The organism is Tenacibaculum profundicola, assembly GCF_057220795.1.
The window spans coordinates 598,008-621,814 of record NZ_CM170137.1 but is presented as its reverse complement, the minus strand read 5'-3'; the positions used below and the strand labels follow the sequence as shown (position 1 = coordinate 621,814).

The following is a 23,807-nucleotide window of genomic DNA, read 5'->3' as shown; positions in this document are numbered from 1 at the left end:
TAAATTCAAATGGCAAATGGTATAAATAAAAGAATACGGTATGCTATAATAGTTCACAACATACCGTATTCTTTTCTAGTTATATGATATTAATAATTAACGTAGTCAACAATTTCTAAACCATAGCCTATCATACCAACACGTTTAGTTTGCTGGGTGTTAGAGACTAAGCGTAATTTATGTATATGTAAATCATGTAAAATTTGGGCTCCGATTCCAAAGTCTTTATTATCCATCACGATACTAGGAGCTTTCATTTCTCCTTTCGCTTGATTTTCCTTTAACGTACGAAGTCTGTTCAAAAGGTTTAACGATTGTGATTGCTGATTTATAAATAAAATAGCGCCTTTGCCTTCTTCATTAATAACCTTAAACATTTTATCAAGTTTTTTATCGGCATTATTGGTCAAAGTTCCTAAAATGTCGTTATTAACTAAGGTAGAGTTAACTCTTGTTAATATGGGTTCATCTTGATTCCAACTTCCTTTTGTCAATGCAATATGAATTTGATTATTGGTTGTTTGTTGGTATGCGCGCAGACGAAAATCACCAAAACGTGTTTGAATATTGAAATCTTCCTTTTTTTCAATTAATGAATCATGTTCCATTCTATAGGCAACCAAATCTTCAATTGAAACTATTTTTAGCTGAAATTTTTTAGCTACCTCTAATAGTTGAGGTAGTCGAGCCATAGTACCATCTTCATTCATTATTTCAACAATAACTCCAGCAGGTTTTAATCCCGCTAAACGAGCAAAGTCGATAGCTGCTTCTGTATGGCCTGTTCTTCTTAGTACCCCTCCGTTTTTTGCTTTTAACGGAAAAATATGCCCAGGTCTAGCCAGTTCAAAAGATTTAGTGTCAGGGTTAATAAGAGCCTCAATTGTTTTGGCTCTATCAGCAGCAGAAATACCGGTGGTTACACCATTCCCTTTTAAATCTACAGATACGGTAAAGGCCGTTTCCATAGGGTCTGTATTATTGCTAACCATCATTCCTAGTTCCAGTTCTTTACATCTGTTTTCTGTAAGAGGAGTACAAATTAATCCTCGTCCGTGCATAGCCATGAAATTAATCATTTCTGGAGAAATTTTTTCAGCAGCAGCGACAAAATCACCTTCATTTTCACGATCTTCATCATCTACTACTATAATAACTTTGCCATTTTTAATGTCTTCTATGGCTTCTTCAATTGAATTCAATTGAATTTTTTGAGCTGTTTGTGTTGTCATTTTATGTTGTTTTCCCTTTTTTCGGGGAGTATTTTTTTGAAAAAAGTAGCCACTTGCGTTATTGACGTACTTATACTAAATAAACCTTTGTCTTTTGCCGCTCTAACCGTTAGTGTTATGGCCAAAGGTAACATTAAAACCACAGCTAACCAAGAACCAGCCAGTGCAGTAACACTACTTTCTTCAGCCATGTTTCTTCCAAAGGTATTCGTGAAATAGTACAATACATACACCGATATGGCGAGTATCATAGGAAGTCCCATGCCTCCTTTCCTTATAATGGAACCTAAAGGCGCACCAATAAAAAATAATACCAAACAAGAAAGTGAAAAAGCGACTCTATTGTAATATTCAATATCGTGATGATTTAGCCATTTCCTTCTGTTTTTTAAATTTTCTTTGTACGATTTATTGTTGTTTAATGTTCTTTCTATTTTTGATACTGCCGTGTTTAGAATACGCGTTTTTTCATTTAAATTGAAATTACTTAAAATATCGTTAGATAATTCTTTATTGAGCAGTGAGTCAGGGTACTTATGCAGATTTTTCACATCAATGGTCAAAAATAAGTTCTTAGCTCTACTGCTAATATAATCATCATAGTTTTTCTTAAGAACAGGTATAGTATCTTTTAGCTGACCTAAACTAAGCATATTAAAATTTTTAGTATACTTTAATTCATCTAAGTCTGTACCATCAAGAGAAGAAATATCAATGTTTATGGTATATTCTTCAAAATTCGCATAAGAAGCAGGCATTCTAAATCGATCTTTGTAGGATGCTCCCATTTTTTTATGATGCTCAAAATAATAACCATCTCTCAGAACCAAGGTCATATAACGACTTCCTTGTTCCGAAACAATTTCCCCTTTATTTGCAGTTATAATTTTGTTGTTTCCCCTTCTAGCAGATAAATCATAGATTAAAATCTTTTTCAAAAGATTTTTCTTTTCTCCGTATTTTTCCTCAAACTTAATTTGGTAATTTGGAATTTCACAATTAAATCCCCCAGGAACCAATGCCAGTGCTGGTTGCTTTTTTTTAATATTTGCTTTTAGGTTTAATTGTTTTAAAATAGCATACGGGTATACATTATTTGAAAAAAAGAAATTTACAATACTTAGCAACAACGTTAATAGCACTAAAGGGCGAACGATTCTTTGAAGAGAAACTCCAGCTGATTTTGCCGCTGCAAATTCATAATTCTCAGACAAACTCCCTAGGGTCATGATAGAAGATAATAAAACACCTATGGGTAATGCCTGCGGTGCAGCAATTAATGTAGAGTACCACAAGAATTTAAAAATAATTACAATTCCTATTCCCTTACCAGCAAAACTATCGAAAGCCAACCATAGCATTTGCATTACTAATACAAATAATATAACTAGGAACGTAGTTAAAAAAGGAACTAGGAAACTTTTTAATATATACCTGTCGAGTGTTTTCACAAATGCAAAGGTAGTTGGTTAGATTTATATAAGATTAAAAGTTTTGTTAATGATTAAAAACAATACCGAAGTTTTAATAATTAATCAATTAAATATCCTTCACTGGTGTATTTATCCTTGTTAAAATAGAAAAACTTTTCAGCAATTGGTTGATTGCTCTTAAATTTAGTAATTGTAAAGGTCGTTTCCGCACCATTTGAACCAATTTGTGTTAATTGATAAATATGTTTCGTTCTAGCATCGATACAAAGTAGCACTTTTACGATATCAGAATTACTATCAATTGGAATGAGATTAACATATTGAACTTTTCGTCCTTTTACATTTTTTAGCTTTCCTAAGGAGTAGTTATAGCCTTCTTTATAGAAGGTAAGTAATTTGGAAGGGTAGATAAAACCATCTTCTTCTTCCAAATCACCATTTGTAAGGTTAACTTCCTTTTCATCATGATTGATTACAGCTAGTTTTTTACCATCAAAAAGAAAGCTATTTCCCAAGTACTCTAAATGGTATTTCTCTCCAGAGATAGTAATATTTCCTCGAATAGGAACATCATCGGTAATACCGGCTTCTTTATTGATTAAAGTAGAGTTAAAGCCAATAATCATGTTTTTATAACTACCCATCTTCGTTGAAACTTCATCTAACAATTGTTTTGCCTGTTGAGATGAATTTTGAGAAATACAGTTAAAACTTATAAATAATGCTATAAAAAATATATTTAATTTTTTCATTTAATAAATAATTTCCGTTTTTCGGATTTAGTTAATTCTTTTCATTTTCTATTAACTGATCTAAAGAAGTTAAATCAGGAATTAAAACTTGTCTCGCTTTACTACCTTCAAAAGGGCCTACTATACCTGCTGCTTCTAATTGATCAATTAATCGACCAGCTCTATTATAACCTAATTTTAATTTACGCTGCAATAGTGATGCTGATCCTTGCTGTGCTGTTACAATAATTTCCGCTGCTTCTTTAAATAGCTTATCGCGATCTGAAATATCTATATCAACATTTGTGCCACCTTCTTCACCAACATATTCTGGAAGTATATGTGCTTCAGGATATGCCCGTTGAGATCCAATAAAATCAGTGATTTTTTCAACTTCAGGAGTGTCCACAAAAGCACATTGAATTCGGATAATATCGTTCACACCAGAATAAAGCATATCACCACGCCCTATTAACTGATCGGCACCAGGAGCGTCTAAAATAGTTCTACTGTCAATTTTAGAGGTTACCCTAAAGGCTATTCGAGAAGGGAAGTTGGCTTTTATAATACCCGTAATTACATTTACAGAAGGTCGCTGAGTTGCTACGATTAAATGAATACCAATGGCTCTAGCCAATTGAGCTAGCCTGGCAATAGGAGTTTCTACTTCTTTCCCTGCTGTCATAATTAAATCAGCAAACTCGTCAATTACCAAAACAATATACGGTAGAAATTGATGCCCATGCTCAGGATTTAATTTTCGTGCTTTAAATTTTGTATTGTATTCCTTAATATTCCGAACTAGAGCATTTTTAAGCAAGTCATATCTAGCATCCATTTCAATACACAATGAATTCAAGGTGTTTACTACTTTAGCAGTATCTGTTATAATGGCTTCTTCCTCTTCTGGAAGTTTTGCTAAATAATGGCGTTCTATTTTGTTGAAAAGTGTAAGTTCTACCTTTTTAGGATCTACTAGAACAAACTTTACTTCTGCAGGGTGCTTTTTATAGAGCAAAGAAGTTAAAATAGCATTCAATCCAACCGATTTACCTTGCCCTGTAGCCCCTGCCATTAATAAATGTGGCATTTTAGCCAAATCAACAACAAAGGTTTCATTTGAAATTGTTTTTCCTAAAGCAATAGGAAGCTCCATAGGAGACTCTTGAAACTTCTTTGACGAAATCACTGAGTGCATGGATACTATGGTCGACTTTTTATTTGGTACCTCAATTCCGATAGTGCCTTTTCCTGGTATGGGAGCAACAATACGAATGCCAAGCGCAGAGAGGGATAGAGCGATGTCGTCTTCTAAGTTTTTAATTTTAGAAATTCTAACACCCGCTTCTGGAACTATTTCATACAACGTTATCGTTGGTCCTACCGTGGCTTTTATTTGATCAATACCAATTTTATAATTTTTAAGAGTTTCTACAATTTGAATTTTATTAGCTTCTAATTCACTTGGATCAATAGAAATACTTTCGTTGTATTCTTTTAATAAGTTGAAGGTTGGAAATTTAAAATTTCCTAATTCTAATTTAGGATCAAATTCCCCAAAATCTTTTAACAGTTTATCTGACAAATTTTCAGATACGCTTTTTTCCTCAGCAATTTTCTCTATAGCTACTTCTACCTCTTTAATAGAGTCTTCAGAAATTTTTAACGTAGGTTCTGAAGTATTACTTATTTCTAATTCAACATTTTTATCCTTACTGGTACTTGCTTGTTGAACGTTAGAGTGGTTTGTAATTGTTGGTTGTAAGTCTTCAACAGACAATTCAAAGTCAGATTTATGAACACTTTCATCTTCTTTATTACTTGGTAGGATGGGAGATGTATTGGTTGATTTATCAGAAGATAGTTGCTGCTTTTTCTTCTTATTTTCCATATTTTCAACAATAGTATTGGGGTCAATACTAAATCGAATAATTAAATAAGAAATCAGGAAGAAAAGAAGTAAAATTATAAGTCCTGTTTTTCCAATAAAGGTTTGAAGGTATTCATTAAGTTCAAAACCTATAATACCCGATAAAATCGCATAATTACTTTCTACGAAACCGAGGCAAATAGACATCCAAAGCATGCCTAATATTCCCCAGTTCCATGAGGTAATAATTCTTTTCAAATTGGTTTGAAGTACAATTCTAGCACCTGTAAAGAACAGCACAATACTTAATATAAAGGCACCTAAACCAAATCCTTGAAATACTAAAAAGTTACTTAGGCTAGCACCCACTTTTCCGAGTAAATTTTGGGTAGGTAAGTTTCTGTTACCGAATTGTTCTAAAGAGCTTTGATCTTCTTGCCATGAATAGAAGAACGAGATAAAAGAAACGGTTAGAAATATTGAAAATAAGATTAAAAACGCACCAAATATTGCTTGATTTTGCCTGTTTCCTGTAAATGTTTTTACTTTCGAAAAGAATGAAATCTTACTCTTAGCATTTTTAATAGTTGTTTTCTTTTTTGCCATATAGATAAATTAACAATACTTTAAACGCTAAAATATAACTATAATTTTAGGAACGTAAATAAGACCTGCTATAATTAGTGAAATAATGGCAGCAAAAGCAGGAGCTCCTGCTGCGATATCTTTAATAAAACCTATTCTTTCATGATAATCAGGATGTATAAAATCCGCTACTTTTTCAATAGCGGTATTCAATGCCTCAGCAACTAAAACAAGACCTATTATTAATAATTGAATCATCCATTCTGTCGTTGATATCGAAAAGTAAAATCCCATAAATGTAACGAGGATAGCAATAAAAGATTGCGTCTTAATACTGTCTTCTGTGGATAACAAAAGCCACATTCCTTTCAAGGCAAATTTAATACTTCGTAATCGTCCTTTTACAAATCCGTCATTAGGGTTTTTCATATAATTTAAAGCGCTTTTAAAGCTTCTTCATAATTTGGTTCATCAACAATTTCACTAACTTGCTCTGTATAACTTACGTTACCTTCTTCATTAATAATTACGATAGAACGAGAATGTAGTCCCTTTAATGGACCAGTAGTGATTTCTAAACCATATTTTTTCCCAAAATCGCCTGAAGGGAAATCAGATAACATAACTACGTTTTCAATACCTTCAGCACCGCAAAAACGACTTTGAGCAAACGGTAAATCTCTTGAAATACACAAAACTTTGGTGTTTTCTAAACCAGCCACTTTTTTGTTAAATTCTCGAACAGAAGTAGCACAAGTACCAGTATCTACACTTGGAAAAATATTCAGTATTAACTTGCTGCCTGCGAAGTCACTTAATTTTTTTTCAGTCAAGTCTCCGGCTACTAAATTGAAATTAGGAGCCTCTTTATTTACTTCAGGAAGATTTCCTATTGTTTCTATAGGATTTCCTTGCAATGTTACGTTTGCCATTTTTTTATTTAATTTGGACCTCAAAGGTAGGTAAATAATTTAAAAAATGAGCGTAATATGGAGATAATAGGCTTGAAAAATAAGTATCTTTGCACTCGAAAAAACGTAAAAAAACAAATTGAATATACAACAGTATACATCAGAGTTCAGCTATAATTGGAAACTTGCGGCACCTGTAATGTTAGGAATGTTGGGGCACACTTTTGTGAGCTTTGTAGATAATATAATGGTAGGGCAGTTAGGTACAGCAGAATTGGCAGCGGTATCCTTAGGAAATAGTTTTATGTTTATAGCAATGTCAATAGGGATTGGGTTTTCTACGGCCATTACCCCGTTAATTGCAGAAGCAGATGCAGCAAAGAATTTTGCTCAGGCAAAATCAACTTTTAAACATGGTTTGTTTCTTTGTTTTAGTATAGGAATATTCATGTTTTTGGGTGTTTATTTTTCTAAGCCATTGTTGTATTTAATTGACCAGCCTGAAGAAGTTGTTGAGCTGGCCATACCTTATTTAGATTTAGTGGCTTTTTCACTGATTCCTATGATTGTTTTTCAGGCTTTTAAACAGTTTAGTGATGGGTTATCAATGACGAAGTATCCTATGTATGCTACCTTATTAGCGAATATTACCAATGTGATTTTAAACTATTTATTGATTTTCGGGAAGTTTGGATTTCCAGAAATGGGTATTGTAGGAGCGGCATATGGGACGCTAATTTCTAGATTCATTATGGTATGGTTCTTATGGTGGATCTTATCTAAAAAAGAACGTTCTAAAAAATTGGTTACCAACATAAAAATCTTTTTGTTGGATACGTTAATGTTACGAAAGATTATTAATTTAGGTGCTCCAAGTGCTATGCAAATGTTGTTTGAAGTAGCTATTTTTACCTCTGCGATTTGGTTGAGTGGGTTATTAGGTAAAAACCCTCAAGCAGCAAATCAAATAGCGTTAAATCTTTCATCAATGACGTTTATGGTGGCTATGGGGTTAGGAGTAACATCCATGATTAGGGTTGGGAATCAAAAAGGATTACAGAATTATAAAGAACTTAGAAGAATTGCTTTTTCGATATTTTTTATGGGCACTATTTTGGCAGTAATATTTTGTTTATTGTTTTTTGTGTTGCATGATTATTTGCCACATCTATACATTGATTTAAATGATGCTACTAATTATGAAGATAATATGAAGGTGTTGGAAATTGCGTCAAAGTTACTGATTGCAGCTGCGATATTTCAAATAAGTGATAGTATACAAGTTATGGTATTAGGTGCGTTGAGAGGTTTACAAGATGTGAAAATACCAACGATTATTACTTTCATTTCATACTGGGTGGTAGGTTTTCCTATTAGTTTTTTCTTTGGGAAAGAATACAGGTATGGTAGTTTTGGAATTTGGTTAGGTTTGTTGGCAGGTTTAACTACGGCATCGATTCTATTATATTTACGATTTAATTATTTAACTTTAAAATTGATTAAAACAAAACATAATGAACTTACCTAAATTTTTACTAGCTGATAATAGCAGTCATCCAGAAGATATTTTTGTGTTGCATACAGATTATCCTAGATTTTTAATCAATTTAAAAGATGATGAAATAGAATGGTTTGAAGATTTATCAGAAGAAAACGAAGATGATTTGGCTAATGAGTTGGAAAAACTGATTGAGTTGGCTGGTTTATTTTATGATGAAGAGATGAAAAAGTACGAATAGTATATAGAAAACAAAGAAGTGTTAAACTACACTTCTTCGTTTTTATCTACATCTAATAATTTTTTTGCTTGTCCTTTCCAGTCGTCACGAACAATTCTACCAGGAAAGAATTGAATTAAATCAGTAACGGTTTCAGCATCTTCTTTAGTTAGTTTACTTATTTGTTGAAAATTATAAATCCCAATACTGTTAAGTTTTTTTTCAATAAAGTTACCGATGCCGTTAATTCGCGTTAGATCATTTTTATCTTCTTCCTTTGCAACACCAATACTATCAAAATTTAACGCTTTGGGTTGTTTTATTTCGATACCACCTCGTTCAACTGTTTTCTTAGCGCGAATTGTTGATTGCATCTCACTTCTTAATTCGGATATAGTTTCTGAATTCTCTGCTAGTTGAAGTTTATACTTGTTCTTAAAATAGAACCAAGAAAATATATAACCAATTAAAAAAGAGCTTAGCATCAAAAAGAATAATTCGAGTAAGTGTATTACTTTAGGGGTTAATAATAGGATCATAATATTTAAGGGAATTTGTGTTTAGTTGATTATTACTTCTATACGTCGGTTTTTTGCTCTGTTTTCACTTGTATTGTTTTTTACATTTGGACTTGTTTCTCCTTTAGATATTAACTTTATTTTGGTTGTATCAATACCTGTTTTTATAAAGTAATTTGCAACATTTTTTGCTCTTTCCAAACCTAAGGAATAGTTGGTTTCTTTTTCTCCGACATTATCTGTATGTCCAATAATTGTTAATTTCTTTGACGGATATTGTTCCAAGTAGCTTTTTACCTCCATGGCATACCCCATTAAAGTTCTGTCTGGCTTAAAATTATTTTTATCAAAATAGGCGTAAAGGAGTTTATGTGTTATTTCCTTTTCAAGTGTTATTTGTTTCTCCTTTGGTATATTTTTGTAGCTTATGGCTATGCCATCAGCATAGTAACCTTCTTTATCGTATTTGTATTCTTTGGCAATAGCCTTTGTGAGAATTCTATCGGGGTTTATTCCGTATTTACGTAGTTGATTTTTTAAGTGGTTAGCTCTAGCTAAACCATAATTGTTTTTATTGGCTAACAATTCGTTGGGTAAATAAAGAGCCGTAATAATAATCTCTTTTTCAATATTGGTACTTAAGAAGTTGAAAATAGAGTCTTTAAAATAATTAAATTTTCTGGGTAGTAGTACACGAGTGTGGTTCTCATTAGTTATGAGTTTATGATTAAAAATCAATGGTTTCGGGGTTTGATCTGGTTTTACGGTAGTACCAGACCTAGGGCTGCTTTTTGAAACGGTAATTTTCTCTTTTTGTATGCTGTCCGTCTTTTTTTCGGAGACTTTCGGTTGTATAGTAGCTTCTTTAGCCAAAGACGTGGCGTAATTTATATTACGACTGTGCATGAAGAGCGCCAAAGCTGCCCAACACAAAAAAACGAGAAAAGCTTTTGAAAAGTTTCTCATACTTTAAAATGGGGTAGGTTAATTGATGTCATAAATTTATAAAAAACTTTTATAAAACCAAATAGAATTTAAATAGTTTTAAATTAATTTGATAATTAGTGAATGTTTATTTTTTAAATAGCATTTCTATTGTATTGGTATCTAGGTTTTTAGACGCGTAATAGTTGAAGGGTTTTGAATAAAAACTAAAATTCTTCAATAGGGTTTGTTTTTGTCAAACAATAATTAGCTAAATATACTTGAATAAATACTAACATTAACATTTATTTGTGAAGATCTTTGAAATTCTTAAAACTCATCTTTGTTTTCGTGTTTTATTGGAGATTTAAAAGCTAGGAAATGTCTATCCGTAAGTTATAAAAAAGTATATCGAATTTATCAATTTGTGAAATTGATTTCAGGTTTTGCGATTTTACCATTGGTAGTTTTATTATGTCATTTAATCTATCGTTTAAGTCAATTCATTGACTTTTAACTGATGTTATCTAATCTGATAAGTACATTTATATAGTTCGAATATAAAGTTTCTCGTAACTTTAAAAATGAATATCATGAAAAAAAAGAACTTATCAGAGGTACATAATTTAGATAATGATTACTCCAAAATATACACTCCAAAAGCGGACATAACTTCATCTATAAATGGTTTTTTAAATCCTTACACAGTTAAATTAGAGAGTGTTAGTTTAAGTGATACCTCACATGTAGGAGGTAAAAATGCTTCGCTAGGAACATTGATCAAACACTTGAAACCTCTGGGGGTTAATATACCAAATGGTTTTGCGGTTACTGTTGAAGCTTATAAGGAGTTTCTTCGTTATAATAATTTTAATAGTAAAATAAACGATTTATTAAGTGAAATTCCAAAAGGAAATATCAGGACTTTATACACCAAAGGAACGGCCATTAGAAGATTAATAAAAAGTGGTAGTTGGCCGAAGGCAATTAAAAAAGAAATTCAAGACGCTTATGTTGAGTTATCACAGTTATATAATTGTAAAAATGTGGATGTTGCTGTTCGGTCTTCGGCTACCTGTGAAGATTTACCTGAAGCTTCTTTTGCTGGGCAACAAGAATCCTATTTAAATGTGACGAGTGTTGACTCGGTTCTAAAATCGATTGTAGACTGTTTTGCTTCTCTTTTTAATAACAGTGCAATATCCTACCGACAATCATTGTCTGATAACCTTACGGACATTGGAATCTCCGTGTGTGTTCAAAAAATGGTTCGTTCTGATTTAGGATCTTCAGGGGTTGCCTTTTCCATTGATACAGAGAGTGGATTTAAAGATTTAGTATTGATTAATGGCGCTTTTGGTTTAGGAGAAAGTATTGTTCAAGGGAGTATTTCTACAGATGAATTTTTAGTGTATAAGCCATTATTAAAAAAAGGATATCCTGCAATCATAGAAAAAAAGATTGGAAAGAAAGAAAAAAAAGTAATATGTAGTCATAGTAAAGTAAATAAAATAGAAGAGCAAAGAGTTTCTAAAGCCAAGCAAAATGAATTTTGTTTGTCAAATGAAGTTATAATTCAGTTGTCTGAATGGGTTTGTTTGATCGAAGAGTATTACTCAAACTATTACGAAAGATGGTGTCCAATGGATATTGAATGGGCGTTGGATGGATTATCAAATACGTTGTATATCGTTCAAGCAAGGCCAGAAACAGTGCATTCCAATAAGACAAAAGAAAGTCTAACCACGTATTCAATAAATGCTAGTGAAAAAGATGAGATTCTTATAACGGGTATTGCCGTAGGTGACAAAATAGGTTATGGAAGAATAAGAAAGTTAGTAAGTATGGAATCTTACTACAATGAATCTGAAAGGAACCCTTTCAAAGAAGGAGACATTTTAGTTACAGATATGACAGACCCCAATTGGGAACCACTGATGAAAATAGCAGGAGGTATAATTACAAACCGTGGAGGAAGAACATGCCATGCTGCAATAGTAGCAAGAGAGATTGGAATTCCAGCTATTGTTGGAACTATTAGTGGAACAAGGGTTTTGAGTAATAAGTTGAACGTTACAGTGTCATGCTCACAGGGTAGTGTTGGAAATGTTTATAGAGGAAAGGTTGAGTATGCTATAAAGGAAACAAATATCTCTAAATTACCAAAGATAAAAACTGAATTAATGCTTAATATTGGGAGTCCAGATTTAGCATTTAAATTTTGTCAAATTCCGAACTCAGGAGTTGGTTTAGCAAGGCAAGAATTCATTATTAATAATTACATTCAGGCACACCCAATGGCGTTGTTAAAGCATAAAAAATTAGGTGACAGAGGCTTGTCAAAAAAAATAAAAACTCTGATCCGAGGGTATAAAGACGAAGAAGAATTTTTCATAGAAAAGCTTTCCTACGGAATTAGTAAAATTGCGGCAGCTTTTTATCCTAAAAATGTTATTGTAAGGCTCTCGGATTTTAAAACTAATGAATATAAGAATTTGTTAGGAGGTGAATTTTTCGAACCCAATGAAGAAAATCCTATGATAGGTTGGCGAGGAGCAAGTAGGTACTATTCAGAGTATTATAAAATGGCTTTTGGGTTGGAGTGTAAAGCGATAAAAAAAGTTAGAGAAAAATTAGGATTGTCAAATGTTACTATTATGATTCCTTTTTGCAGAACTGTAGAGGAGCTATTAAAAGTATATGAAACGATGACGCTTTTTGGTTTAAAAAGAGGGGAATCTGATCTTAAAATATATCTGATGGCTGAGTTACCTTCTAATATTTTAATGGCTAGGGAGTTTTCAAATCATATTGACGGTTTTTCAATCGGATCAAATGATTTAACTCAGTTAATACTAGGAGTAGATAGAGATTCAGAATTAGTTGCCCATGTCTATGATGAGCGATCACAACCTGTTAAAAGAGCTATTGCTAGCCTAATTGAAACAGCAAAAGAAAAGAATATTAAAGTAGGTATTTGTGGGCAAGCTCCTTCTGATTATCCGGAGTTTACTGAATTCCTCGTTAAGGAAGGGATAAACTCAATATCGGTAACCACAGATTCCGTTTTAAAAACATTAGAATCAATCGTAAAAATTGAAAAGAAGTATGAATAACTCAAGTTTGATTTAATTTACTTCCACAGAAGCTTAGTAATAGCGAGATTTGATTTAACCCGAATCATGTAATAGAACATCGTAATGAGAGGGATAAGCGTAATAAAGACAAGTATTTTCTAAATTTTAGCATAGTATCGTTATGGTTAAATTTACAAGTACGTTGATTTTCCTCTATTCCTTTGAAAGGTATAATACCAACGGTTCTTAGAATCCTTTTAATGAGTAAAGCTAATTATAGGAGGTGATTTCAAATTTCAATAGATATCAAAAGACGTAATTTAAGTCTTTAATTCAAGGCTTATTCGAGTAAATATTCCTGTTTAGCAGATTAATCGAATTTAGGGTATACCATTTATCATTTGAAAAGAGGGTAAAAGAAAATGATGGTTTTTTCTTCATCTTAGTTTTACTACGGGGCTCTATAGTGTGAAAGAAAGTGCAAAAAAGCACAAGAAAGTAAAATTAGTGCAGTAATGGCACTATTTTTCTTTCAAGCTTAAGATATAGTTAAAAAAAAGACCCACCGAAGTGAGTCTCTTTTTTGGGTTTATTATTTAATTAGAGAATAACTACGTTTAATAAAATTAGTTAAATCTTCACCATGTAACAGGTTTTGAGATAATTTCGCTAAATCAAATGCTTGTGAGATTAATTGTGTTTGTTTTTCTTCATCAGCATTCAGTATTTCTGAAATTAATTCATGATTTGTGTTCACTACTAAATTGTACATTTCTGGTAAATTCCCCATGCCCATCATTCCACCTCCAGAGGCATTCATTTCTTTCATACGACGCATAAATTCAGGAACCGTAATTAAAAATGGAGAGGCATCTGAATCCATTGCTTCCAATTGAACAGTATAAGTTTCTTTAGGAATAGCACCTTCTATTGCTGGTTTCAATTTGTCTTTTTCTTCGTCAGTAAGTTTAGAAATTACAGTGTCATCTTTTTTGATTAAATTATCAACATGATCTGCATCTACACGAGTAAACTGTACTTTGGTATCACCAGAAGTTTCTAATTTTTGCATCAAATGAGAAACAATAGGAGAGTCTAATAATAAAACCTCATATCCTTTGTTTTTCGCAGCTTCGATATAACTGTGTTGCGCATCCTTATTGGCAGCATATAACACAATATGATTTCCGTCTTTATCGGTTTGCGCATCTTTTGTTTTCTCAATGAATTCATCAAATGTGAAATACTCATTATTTACAGTAGGGTATAAGGCAAACTTTTTAGCTTTATCAAAGAATTTATCTTCTGATAACATTCCGTATTCGATAATTACTTTGATATCGTTCCATTTTTGTTCAAAATCTTCACGATTATTTTTGAATAATGAACTTAGTTTATCGGCTACTTTTTTAGTAATATAACCAGATATTTTCTTTACAGCACCATCAGCTTGCAAGTACGAGCGAGAAACATTTAAAGGAATGTCTGGAGAATCAATTACTCCTTTAAGCATTTGTAAAAAGTCAGGCACAATTCCTTCTACATTATCAGTAACAAAAACTTGGTTTTGATATAATTGAATTCTGTCTTTTTGAGTGTCTAAGTTTTGACTTAACTTAGGGAAGAATAAAATACCCGTTAAGTTAAATGGGTAGTCAACATTTAAGTGAATGTGAAACAAAGACTCCTCAAATTGCATAGGATACAATTCACGGTAGAAATTTTTGTAATCCTCAGTTTCTAAATCTGCAGGTTTTTTGGTCCAAGCAGGCGCAGTGTTGTTAATGATATCATCAACTTCAATTTGTTTGTGAGGCTCTGTAGTTTCTTTTCCGTCTTTATCAGTAGCGGTTTGTGGTGTAAAATCAGGGTCGTTAATTTTTTTAGTCCCAAACTTAATTGGCACCTGGTTAAAACGATTGTATTTTGTAAGTAAACCTCTGATTTTTCCTTCCTCTAAAAACTCCGTAGAATCATCAGCGATATGTAAAATAATTTCTGTACCTCTCTCTGCTTTATCATGTGCTACCAATGTGTATTCAGGAGATCCGTCACAGGTCCAATGAGCAGCGGGTTCTTCTTTGTGCGATTTAGTAATAATTTCAACTTTATCGGCAACCATAAAAGCAGAATAAAAGCCTAAACCAAAATGACCGATAACACCAGTTTCATTTTTATCATCTTTATATTTTTCTAAAAATTCTTCTGCACCAGAAAAGGCAATTTGGTTAATGTATTTTTCTACCTCCTCGGCTGTCATACCTAACCCATGATCTTTAATAGCTAATGTCTTATTGTCTTTATCTATTTTTACTTCTATTTGAGCGTTTTCATAATCAACATTAGCCTCACCAATAGAAATTAAATGATTCAATTTCGTACTTGCATCTGTAGCGTTTGAAATAAGCTCACGTAAAAATATTTCGTGATCAGAATACAAGAACTTTTTAATCAGGGGAAAAATATTCTCTACTGATACATTAATATTTCCTTTACTCATAATATAAATATTTAAGTTTATGTTTTTTTAATGCAAATCATCTTTCAAAAAAAGTACCAAATGTAGTTAAATGACAATTTGACATATACTAGTTTTATTTAGGGTTCTTTCCTTTAGTTTTAAATTAGTATTTTTGGTAGCTGAAAATTTGCATACAACTAAAAATTAACATAAAAAACTATGTATAGTTCAAAAATTACAGGATTAGGGTATTTTGTGCCTGATAACGTGGTTACTAATGACGATTTAACCCAGTGGATGGAAACGAGTGATGAATGGATACAAGAGCGAACTGGTATTAAAGAGCGTCGTTGGATAGACCCTAAAACAGGAGAAACCACCTCTTCAATGGGAGCGAAAGCAGCGGAAATAGCGATTAAAAGAGCTGGTTTAACCAAAGATGATATTGATTTCATCATTTTTGCAACACTAAGCCCTGATATGTATTTTCCTGGAGGTGGAGTTCGAGTACAAGATATGTTAGATATGCCTACTATTGGTGCATTGGATATTCGTAATCAGTGCTCTGGTTTTATTTACTCACTTTCAGTTGCAGATCAATTCATTAAAACAGGAATGTATAAAAACATTTTGGTGATCGGTGCTGAAAACCACTCTGGAGGTTTAGAGAGATCAACTAGGGGTAGAGGAGTGACTGTCATTTTTGGTGATGGTGCAGGAGCAGCAGTTTTATCTCGCTCTGAAGAAGAGGGTAAAGGTATTTTATCTTCTCATTTACATTCTGAAGGTAAGCATGCCAAAGAGTTAGCGTTAGAAGGTCCCTCAACAGGACGTTGGGTTCCGGAAATTCTAGAAGCCAATGACCCAGAAGATGTTTCTTATTATCCATATATGAATGGTCAGTTTGTATTTAAGCATGCTGTTGTTCGTTTTTCTGAGGCTATTGTTGAAGGTTTAGAAGCCAATAACTTACAGAAAGAAGATATTAATATGTTAATTCCGCATCAGGCGAATTTACGAATAGCACAGTTCATTCAGAAAAAATTTCAATTATCAGATGATCGCGTGTATAATAATATTCAAAAATATGGAAATACAACGGCTGCATCTGTCATTATTGCTTTAACAGAAGCTTGGGAGAAAGGCAAAATAAATGAAGGTGACCTTGTGGTTTTAGCTGCTTTTGGTAGTGGATTTACGTGGGGATCTGTAGTAATTCGATGGTAAACATTCGTTTCAAGTAATACAATATAAAAAGCCCGAAGTGACTATCACTTCGGGCTTTTTTTAGAATAAACCTCCGTTAGTTTCGTTAAGGTCTCTTTGTTTACGATCTCGCGATTTATTTTTTGAACTTCCAAAGCTATAACTAAAGCCGAGATAAACAGAATCGTATTCTAAAATATATTTTCCTTCTTGAGGAAAAGGGTTTTCGGCAAAATACTCATAATTAAGCCCATTAAAAACATCCGTACCACGCAATGTTATAGTGCCTTGTTCGTCTAAAATGGTTAAACTTACTCCGATGTTTATTATGGTATAAGGTTGTACTTCAAATTGAATATTTTCACTTTTGCCTCTATAAATAGCTCTTAGTTGAGCTCTTAGTTTTTTACCAACCTTAAAATTATTACCTATACTCGCTCTAAACAATGTGTTTTTTACTATTTCTACTTGTTCATTAATAATGCCTTGAGAATCTTGAATATAGGTTTCTATTGCAGGCCTTATTTTCCACCATGAAAATATTTTATGACTTCCAGAACATTCAACTCCGTAACTATTGGCAGTTGTATAATTGCCATAGGAGATAATTTGTTTGTCAGGATTGGCAATGTCTTTTTGGATGGTCCTACCAATTTTATTGGAAATTTTACGATAAAATGTTCCAAAACTAAGGTTGGTTTTTTTTCCAGATCTAGAATAGTTTAATTCAATTGAGTTGGTGAATTGAGGTACTAGATTTTGATTTCCTTCAGAGGTGGTTAACGGTGATACCCATTCTTGTATGGGAGTTACTTGGAATAGAGAGGGTCTATCTACCCGTCTGCTATATGCAAATTGTAAACTGTTCTTATCAGAAATGTTATAGGTTATAAATGCAGAAGGGTATACGCTGAAAATTTTATCTGAGTAGTTTAAAATTTCAGGTTGCTCCGTATTAGAGAAAACACCATCTACTGTGTATTGCTCAAACCTTAACCCAGCTTGCATAGCGATTTTTTTATAATCTTTATTCAAATTGATGTAGCTAGAATACATAGCCCTATCGTAGTTAAAGGTTGTATTTCCTTTGGCTTGGATATTTGGTGGAAATCCTGCTTCAATGAATTGATCGGTTAGGATGGTACTGAATGAAGTTTGAGAACGATACTCTAGTCCAAGTTCGAGTTCAATATCTTCAAAAATAATGTTTTCATAATCCAGATTAATCAACCATAATTTTCTAGTATCTGTTATGGTGTTGGTGTAATTCAATAGTTGGTCGTTTACGTCTTGAAGGAGCTTGTTTGCTGATTCTTCAGGGTTTTTATGAATACTATAATTAATTTCGAGTTCAATACTTTCGCCTTTATCATCTAGAAGTAGTTTGTAATCAGTATTGTATACTTGTTCTGATTCATTGTAGTCTGATAAGTTTGGCGTATCTAAGCGACTGTTTTCCGTTTGCGTGCTTGCGTCAGTTAGTAAAGTTGAGTTACTGGTATTTTGAGAGGTGTAAAATGATAGCGTATTCTTTTTGTCAATATAGATATCAGTCCCTATTTTTAGTGAGTGGTCTGTATAATCGTGTAAAAAATTAAAATACTGCCTTAAACTTTTATCCGTTCTATTTAGTTGTTGAATAGTTACAAGATCACCAAAATTGGTGCTGTAATTAGCATAAAAGTTTGCGTTACCCGTATTGTAATTCATGCTAAAAGAACCGTCTGTTCTTGTATTCATACTGTGTTCAAGACCTAATGATACGTTTCCATTGAAACCGACTTCTGTATTTTTCTTTAAAATAAAGTTGATAATACCACTCATTCCTTCTGGATTGTATTTTGCAGAAGGTGTTGTGATAATTTCGATTTGTTTGATTAATGAAGTTGGTGTTTGCTTTAATAATTTTGCAGTATCCATGTTAGAAGGTTTTCCGTTAATTAAAACACTAACATTTTCATTTCCTCTTAAACTAATTGTACCAGTTTGAAAGTCGACATTTACAGAAGGCAGGTTGTGAAGTAGTTGTAAAGAATTACTCCCAGTAGCCATTAAGTCTTTTCCTACATTGATGATTTTTCTATCCACTCGATGGATGATACTACTCTCTTCTGCGGTTATTTCAACGTCGTTTAAACGGTTGGAGACTTCTTGTAAATATAATTTTTTAAGATTTAGTTTAGGGTTGGATTTGCTCAGTGTTACTTCTTTTTTTAGCTTGGAAAAACCCATAAACTGAATTTCAAGATAGAACGTACTCAAAGGAATTTTTTTTATGATAAACTTTCCCTCTTTGTCCGTGATAGTTCCCGTAAGTATTTTATGCTCTAAAGTTTTACAAACTACAGAAGCATAAGGAATAGGGGAGTTGTTATTTTCTTCAAATACAATTCCGGATAGTTCTCCATGTAATTTTTTTTGAGAAAAAAATTCCGATGTATTTATACATAAAAGGATTAGTAATAATTTTTTCATTTTCGTTGATTAGCAAGGGGTATAGTTATACATGTCCGATATCATAAGATACCAGATCGCGTTTATAATGAAATAGAGAGAGTAATAAATATAGCCTGCGTTTACATTGTATTAACATAAACACAATGCAATGATAAAAAAAAAACTTCAGATAAATAAATATCTGAAGCTTAAGTGTTAAAAAAAAATAATTTTACATGAATCCACCGCCACTTTGCTTTTCATTACTATCTCTTTGTCTACGTGATTTAGCCTTATTTTTACCTCCGCCAAATCTGTAGTTAAATCCGAGATAAGTGGTTCTACTTTCCCATTTGAAACGACCATTTTGAGCAAAAGGATTATCTGCATTAAATTGAAACTTCATGGTATTGAAAATATCGTTAACTCTAAAAGTAATATTTCCTTTTCCTTTTAATACACTATAGTTTGCTCCTAAATTCACCATTGCCATCGGATCAACCTTCCATTGGATATCTTCATTAGCACCTCTATACATGGCAAATAATTGTAAACGGAGTTTTTCAGAAACAGTAAAACTGTTGCTAATTCTGGCATTAAACACTTCGTTTTTAACTTCAATTCTAGGAGCATTATCACTGCTTAGATCGGTTATTCCGAATTGTGTTTGAGAATAGAAATCCATACTGGTGTTAGTTCGCCACCATTTTGCTATTTTGTAATTAACCGATAGTTCTAACCCATAGGCATCAGTGTTTTCAAAGTTTTGGAATGTTAATAGCTGTTTTACATTACTTGGGTCGTTAGGGTCTTTGTAAGTAACTCTCGATATTACATCGTTAATATTTCGGTAAAAACTTCCTAAAGTAATTGACCCTCCTTTAATTTTCCTAGTGTAGTTAAATTCTATAGAATTTGTAAATTGAGGAAGTAAATCGGCATTTCCTACGGAAGTGATTAATGGAGTACTCCATTCTCGAATGGGATTTACTTGTTGAATATTGGGTCTGTCAACTCTTTTACTATAACTCAATTGAAACTGATTTTTATCTGATGGATTATATGTGAAAAAAGCAGAAGGATATACAGTAAAAATATCATCAGTCACGGTAGCACTTGGTAAGGTTTCTCTATTGAATACCCCAATAATATCGTATTGTTCTAAACGAGCTCCTAATTGCATGGTCACTTTTCCAAATTTATGACCATAGTTTATGTACCCCGAATATATTTTCCTATCGTAGGTAAATGATGAGTTAGTAAACCCTGTTTGGTTGGTAATGTTTGTATTATCGGTATTGTTTTCACGGTATTCTAAACCTAACTCTAATTTTCCGTTTTTTGATATAGGATTGGTATAATCTAAGTTTACTAAGGTATTATTTCTATCATTGGAAATGTGGTTGAAATAGTTTAAAGTACCATCATTAGGATTTATAAGATCACTATTATTAAGAATTTGTGGTGAATCATTTTCAGAGTAAGTAACTTCAAATTCAATATTATGATCTTTTTTAGCAAAATCATGTTTATAGTTAATATTGTAGGTTTGATTTTTACTTTCAGAAATTTGCTCATTAGGCGCATTACTAGTTAGCACACCTGTATTATCGGAAATATGAACCCTACCGTTAGCATTACTATCAAACCAGTTTTGTGTTGTGTAAAATGATAAGGTATTCTTATCGTCTAAATATATATCAGCCCCCAATTTTAATAAATGAGATTGATTATCATTTATAAAAATAAAGTCTTGGTAATTTACACCTGTACGATTAACAAAACCAAAGTTATATCGATCGCCACCATTAAACCCATAATTACCAAAAAAATTCACTTTTCCTGTTTTATAGTTCATATTGGTAGAAGCATTGTATCGAACATAGTGTCCTGCTTCAATACCTGAATTCATAGAACCATTAAAGCCCATATTTGCATTTTTATTTAAGATGATATTGATTATACCACTCATGCCTTCTGGGTTGTATTTTGCAGACGGGTTTGTGATTAGTTCTACACTTTTAATAGATGTAGAAGGTAGTTGTTTTAATAATTGTGACGCGGGAATATTTGTTGGTTTCCCGTCTACTAATACACGAACATTTTCGTTACCACGTAAACTGATATTCCCTGTTTGACTATCAACGCTTACTGACTGTACGTTGTTTAATAATTCAGAGGCTGTGGCACCTGCAGAAGTTAAATCTTTACCTACATTGATCACTTTTCTATCGACCTTTTGTGTAACGGTAGACGTTTCTGCTCTTATTTCAACTACATCTAAAGTAGTAGCGTCTTCCTGTAACCCAATGGTGCCTAAGTTTATTTTTCTTCTTTTTCCTATAATTTTTAAAGGCTTTTTAAATGTTTTATATCCTATAAATTGAACTTCAACAATGATATTGCCTTCAGGTATATCTTTTACAGTAAATGAACCATTATCATTGGTAATACCACCTGTTATAATTTCTTTCGCACTAGTTTTGATAATTATATTTACGTATGGTAAAGGTTCATTATTTACCTGATCTATGACTTTTCCATATACAATTCCTGGTTTCGGTAAATTCTCTTTGGGCATTTGTGCATACAAACACAGATTTACCATCGTTAACATCCCTAGTATTAATTTTTTCATCTATTCTTTTTAATTTATTTGACACTAGATAGACGTCTCTTACAATTGATTTGTTACTGAGTTTAACGTATTCTTAACAGTTATAGTGAAAATAATTTCGGGTGTGTTTACGCGGTAGTTATTGTTATGTTTGATGTTTTTTGTAATTCTTAGTAAAATAACTTGTTGTTTTTCAGGTTCTAAAAATTGAAAAAAGTTCATTGACATAATAGTGGTAAGTTGAAAAATCCTTGAGAACTCTTTTTTTATATATTTGAAAAATCGAACGACCACAAAAATATAGAGATGGCTATCCGGCTCTATATTACTAAACAATTTTACAAATGAACAAACTTTTAGGAATTTTATTGATACTTATAGTTTTTATTTCTTGCAAAAACGTAAAAAGAGAAAGAACGATGAGATCCTTAAACTATGAATATCAAGAAAAAACGACCGACAATTACGAATTAAGCAAACCGACTGAAAACATAAAAAAGGTTTTAGTACTTTTCGGAGGTTTTCCGGAAAAACCTAAAGATATTAAGCGGGAATTTAAAATATTTGAGATCGCAAAGAGAAATAGTATTGCAGTAATTTATATGAATTACAATCGAAAATTGTGGCTTGAAAAACATGAAAAACACCAACTTGCAGAACAATTACAAAACATATTTCTTGAAAATAAACTACCTATAAATGACGTCTATATTGGTGGGTTTTCGAGTGGAGGAAACGTGACTTTATTAATTAGTTCATTTCTAATTGAAAATAAGAATTTTAGATTAGAACCTAAAGGTGTCTTTATTGCAGATTCGCCCATTGACCTAGAGGCACTTTATAGAAGCTCTGAAAAGAATTTAGCACGAAATTTTTCAGAAATATCAGTTCAAGAAAGCACCTGGATAATTGAAACTTTAGGAAAGCAATTAGGGAATCCAAGTGACGATATTACAAAATATGAGGAACATTCAATATACACTTCAAAAACGAATAATATTGACAATTTAAAAAGCTTGAGAAATGTAAAAATACGACTTTATACAGAGCCTGATATAATGTGGTGGAAGGAGAATAGAAAGGCTGATTATGATCAAATGAACGCCTGTTATATTAAAAAACTTTCTGAAAGCTTAAAAGAATCAGGATTTAATCAAGTAGCATATATACCAACAGAAAATAAAGGTTATCGAGCAAACGGAGATAGACACCCGCATAGTTGGTCTATAATAGATAAAAGTGAATTAGTTAAATGGATTATGGAATAAAAACTATTTACAATAACTAAGCTAGCGCTATATCATTTTTGTGCACAAAAGAATACACTTACCACAAAGCACCTTTTCCGAGGTGTTTTTTTATGTTTAAGGTTTAGTAAGCGAATTATAAATTAATAGTAGGTTTTCAGGTCCTCAAAACCGAAAGGTTATTTGACATAATTGTAAGAAGTGGAAAATATACTAGTACATATATTTCCCTATATTTGAAAGGTAAATATGCGCAATTGCACATATATACTAGTTATAGCCAATTAACCCCAATACAATGATATTCGAGACAGACCGACTAATTGTAAGACAATTGCAAGAAAGCGATCAAAGTGCCTATTTTGATATGATGGGCAACCCAAATGTTATGAGTCCTATCCCCAGAGATGTAATGACCAAAAAACAAAGTAATAATCACTTAAATAAGATCCTTAATACTGAATCCACTACATCAGACACAAAGGTTTGGGCAATCGAACTAAAAGCAGAAAATGAGTTTATCGGACTTTGTGCATTCTTAAAGAATAATGAAAATGAAGATGAAATAGGTTATCGCCTGAGAGAAAAGTTCTGGGGAGTTGGATACGGCACGGAAATCACTAAGGGATTAATTGATTTTGGATTTAAGTACCTTAATACAGACCTAATTACTGCAGATGTTTATGTAGAAAATTCACGATCTGTCAAAATACTTGAAAAATTCTTCAATAGAGGCAGTGAATTCTTTAACCCCGAAGATGAATGCATAGATCGCAGGTATAAATTAACTCGAAAGGAATGGCTATAACACAGCTAAACTTTATACCGCAAAAGAATTATG

General features: G+C 32.4%; 17 protein-coding genes. 6 read left to right on the top strand and 11 right to left on the bottom strand.

Annotated features, from left to right (window positions below; all coding sequences use genetic code 11):
• Positions 1-89 precede the first annotated feature (89 nt).
• The 6 genes from ribB to tpx form a co-directional block, all read right to left on the bottom strand.
• Positions 90-1,232 (bottom strand): 3,4-dihydroxy-2-butanone-4-phosphate synthase, encoded by a 1,143-nt coding sequence (gene ribB, locus AC2TDS_RS02640; protein WP_484737582.1) that lies wholly within the window; start codon positions 1,230-1,232, stop codon positions 90-92.
• The gene (locus tag AC2TDS_RS02635; protein ID WP_484737581.1) at positions 1,229-2,683 is read right to left on the bottom strand and encodes an LptF/LptG family permease; all 1,455 of its coding nucleotides are present in this window, start codon (positions 2,681-2,683) and stop codon (positions 1,229-1,231) included. The genes ribB and AC2TDS_RS02635 overlap by 4 nt, the downstream gene beginning before the upstream one ends.
• A gap of 80 nt (positions 2,684-2,763) precedes the next feature.
• A complete protein-coding gene (gene lolA1, locus AC2TDS_RS02630) occupies positions 2,764-3,417 on the bottom strand; it encodes an outer membrane lipoprotein periplasmic chaperone LolA1 (RefSeq protein WP_484737580.1) in 654 nt (217 codons plus the stop codon).
• A 31-nt stretch (positions 3,418-3,448) separates the two neighbouring features.
• Positions 3,449-5,872 carry a DNA translocase FtsK gene (locus AC2TDS_RS02625; protein WP_484737579.1) on the bottom strand — a complete coding sequence of 808 codons (2,424 nt, stop codon included), beginning with the start codon at positions 5,870-5,872 and terminating at the stop codon, positions 3,449-3,451.
• 27 nt (positions 5,873-5,899) lie between these two features.
• On the bottom strand, positions 5,900-6,280 hold the full coding sequence (locus tag AC2TDS_RS02620) for a diacylglycerol kinase family protein (protein ID WP_484737578.1): 381 nt from the start codon (positions 6,278-6,280) through the stop codon (positions 5,900-5,902).
• Between the two features lie 5 nt (positions 6,281-6,285).
• A complete protein-coding gene (gene tpx / locus AC2TDS_RS02615; protein WP_484737577.1) occupies positions 6,286-6,783 on the bottom strand; it encodes a thiol peroxidase in 498 nt (165 codons plus the stop codon).
• A 118-nt stretch (positions 6,784-6,901) separates the two neighbouring features.
• On the opposite strand from tpx, the gene AC2TDS_RS02610 reads away from it, so the two are divergent.
• Both AC2TDS_RS02610 and AC2TDS_RS02605 read left to right on the top strand, forming a co-directional pair.
• Positions 6,902-8,290, top strand: coding sequence for an MATE family efflux transporter (locus AC2TDS_RS02610; protein WP_484737576.1), 1,389 nt, complete (start codon positions 6,902-6,904; stop codon positions 8,288-8,290).
• On the top strand, positions 8,277-8,501 hold the full coding sequence (locus AC2TDS_RS02605; protein ID WP_484737575.1) for a DUF8828 family protein: 225 nt from the start codon (positions 8,277-8,279) through the stop codon (positions 8,499-8,501). The genes AC2TDS_RS02610 and AC2TDS_RS02605 overlap by 14 nt, the downstream gene beginning before the upstream one ends.
• A gap of 26 nt (positions 8,502-8,527) precedes the next feature.
• Here AC2TDS_RS02605 and AC2TDS_RS02600 read toward each other — a convergent pair whose 3' ends face one another.
• Positions 8,528-9,019, bottom strand: coding sequence for a helix-hairpin-helix domain-containing protein (locus AC2TDS_RS02600; protein ID WP_484737574.1), 492 nt, complete (start codon positions 9,017-9,019; stop codon positions 8,528-8,530).
• 21 nt (positions 9,020-9,040) lie between these two features.
• Positions 9,041-9,964 (bottom strand): OmpA family protein, encoded by a 924-nt coding sequence (locus AC2TDS_RS02595; RefSeq protein WP_484737573.1) that lies wholly within the window; start codon positions 9,962-9,964, stop codon positions 9,041-9,043.
• Positions 9,965-10,515: 551 nt separating this feature from the next.
• Between AC2TDS_RS02595 and ppsA the strand changes: the two genes are divergently transcribed.
• Positions 10,516-13,038, top strand: a complete 2,523-nt coding sequence (ppsA, locus tag AC2TDS_RS02590) for a phosphoenolpyruvate synthase (RefSeq protein WP_484737572.1) — start codon at positions 10,516-10,518, stop codon at positions 13,036-13,038.
• A gap of 553 nt (positions 13,039-13,591) precedes the next feature.
• Here ppsA and htpG read toward each other — a convergent pair.
• Entirely contained in the window at positions 13,592-15,499 is a 1,908-nt protein-coding gene (gene htpG, locus AC2TDS_RS02585; RefSeq protein WP_484737571.1) for a molecular chaperone HtpG, read from the bottom strand.
• Positions 15,500-15,679: 180 nt separating this feature from the next.
• On the opposite strand from htpG, the gene AC2TDS_RS02580 reads away from it, so the two are divergent.
• Positions 15,680-16,687, top strand: a complete 1,008-nt coding sequence (locus AC2TDS_RS02580) for a 3-oxoacyl-ACP synthase III family protein (protein ID WP_484737570.1) — start codon at positions 15,680-15,682, stop codon at positions 16,685-16,687.
• 60 nt (positions 16,688-16,747) lie between these two features.
• Here AC2TDS_RS02580 and AC2TDS_RS02575 read toward each other — a convergent pair whose 3' ends face one another.
• The gene (locus AC2TDS_RS02575; protein ID WP_484737569.1) at positions 16,748-19,141 is read right to left on the bottom strand and encodes a TonB-dependent receptor; all 2,394 of its coding nucleotides are present in this window, start codon (positions 19,139-19,141) and stop codon (positions 16,748-16,750) included.
• Positions 19,142-19,334: 193 nt separating this feature from the next.
• The gene (locus AC2TDS_RS02570; protein ID WP_484737568.1) at positions 19,335-21,740 is read right to left on the bottom strand and encodes a TonB-dependent receptor; all 2,406 of its coding nucleotides are present in this window, start codon (positions 21,738-21,740) and stop codon (positions 19,335-19,337) included.
• A 323-nt stretch (positions 21,741-22,063) separates the two neighbouring features.
• On the opposite strand from AC2TDS_RS02570, the gene AC2TDS_RS02565 reads away from it, so the two are divergent.
• Both AC2TDS_RS02565 and AC2TDS_RS02560 read left to right on the top strand, forming a co-directional pair.
• Entirely contained in the window at positions 22,064-22,987 is a 924-nt protein-coding gene (locus AC2TDS_RS02565) for a hypothetical protein (RefSeq protein ID WP_484737567.1), read from the top strand.
• A gap of 277 nt (positions 22,988-23,264) precedes the next feature.
• The gene (locus tag AC2TDS_RS02560) at positions 23,265-23,774 is read left to right on the top strand and encodes a GNAT family N-acetyltransferase (protein WP_484737566.1); all 510 of its coding nucleotides are present in this window, start codon (positions 23,265-23,267) and stop codon (positions 23,772-23,774) included.
• Positions 23,775-23,807: the final 33 nt, after the last annotated feature.

Coding starts and splice junctions, on each gene's coding strand:
- ppsA (WP_484737572.1), top strand. CDS start 10,516: ATGAAAAAAAAGAACTTATCAGAGGTACATAATTTAGATAATGATTAC.
- htpG (WP_484737571.1), bottom strand. CDS start 15,499: ATGAGTAAAGGAAATATTAATGTATCAGTAGAGAATATTTTTCCCCTG.
- AC2TDS_RS02605 (WP_484737575.1), top strand. CDS start 8,277: ATGAACTTACCTAAATTTTTACTAGCTGATAATAGCAGTCATCCAGAA.
- AC2TDS_RS02575 (WP_484737569.1), bottom strand. CDS start 19,141: ATGAAAAAATTATTACTAATCCTTTTATGTATAAATACATCGGAATTT.
- AC2TDS_RS02595 (WP_484737573.1), bottom strand. CDS start 9,964: ATGAGAAACTTTTCAAAAGCTTTTCTCGTTTTTTTGTGTTGGGCAGCT.
- AC2TDS_RS02580 (WP_484737570.1), top strand. CDS start 15,680: ATGTATAGTTCAAAAATTACAGGATTAGGGTATTTTGTGCCTGATAAC.
- ribB (WP_484737582.1), bottom strand. CDS start 1,232: ATGACAACACAAACAGCTCAAAAAATTCAATTGAATTCAATTGAAGAA.
- tpx (WP_484737577.1), bottom strand. CDS start 6,783: ATGGCAAACGTAACATTGCAAGGAAATCCTATAGAAACAATAGGAAAT.
- AC2TDS_RS02620 (WP_484737578.1), bottom strand. CDS start 6,280: ATGAAAAACCCTAATGACGGATTTGTAAAAGGACGATTACGAAGTATT.
- AC2TDS_RS02570 (WP_484737568.1), bottom strand. CDS start 21,740: ATGAAAAAATTAATACTAGGGATGTTAACGATGGTAAATCTGTGTTTG.
- AC2TDS_RS02625 (WP_484737579.1), bottom strand. CDS start 5,872: ATGGCAAAAAAGAAAACAACTATTAAAAATGCTAAGAGTAAGATTTCA.
- AC2TDS_RS02565 (WP_484737567.1), top strand. CDS start 22,064: ATGAACAAACTTTTAGGAATTTTATTGATACTTATAGTTTTTATTTCT.
- AC2TDS_RS02600 (WP_484737574.1), bottom strand. CDS start 9,019: ATGATCCTATTATTAACCCCTAAAGTAATACACTTACTCGAATTATTC.
- lolA1 (WP_484737580.1), bottom strand. CDS start 3,417: ATGAAAAAATTAAATATATTTTTTATAGCATTATTTATAAGTTTTAAC.
- AC2TDS_RS02560 (WP_484737566.1), top strand. CDS start 23,265: ATGATATTCGAGACAGACCGACTAATTGTAAGACAATTGCAAGAAAGC.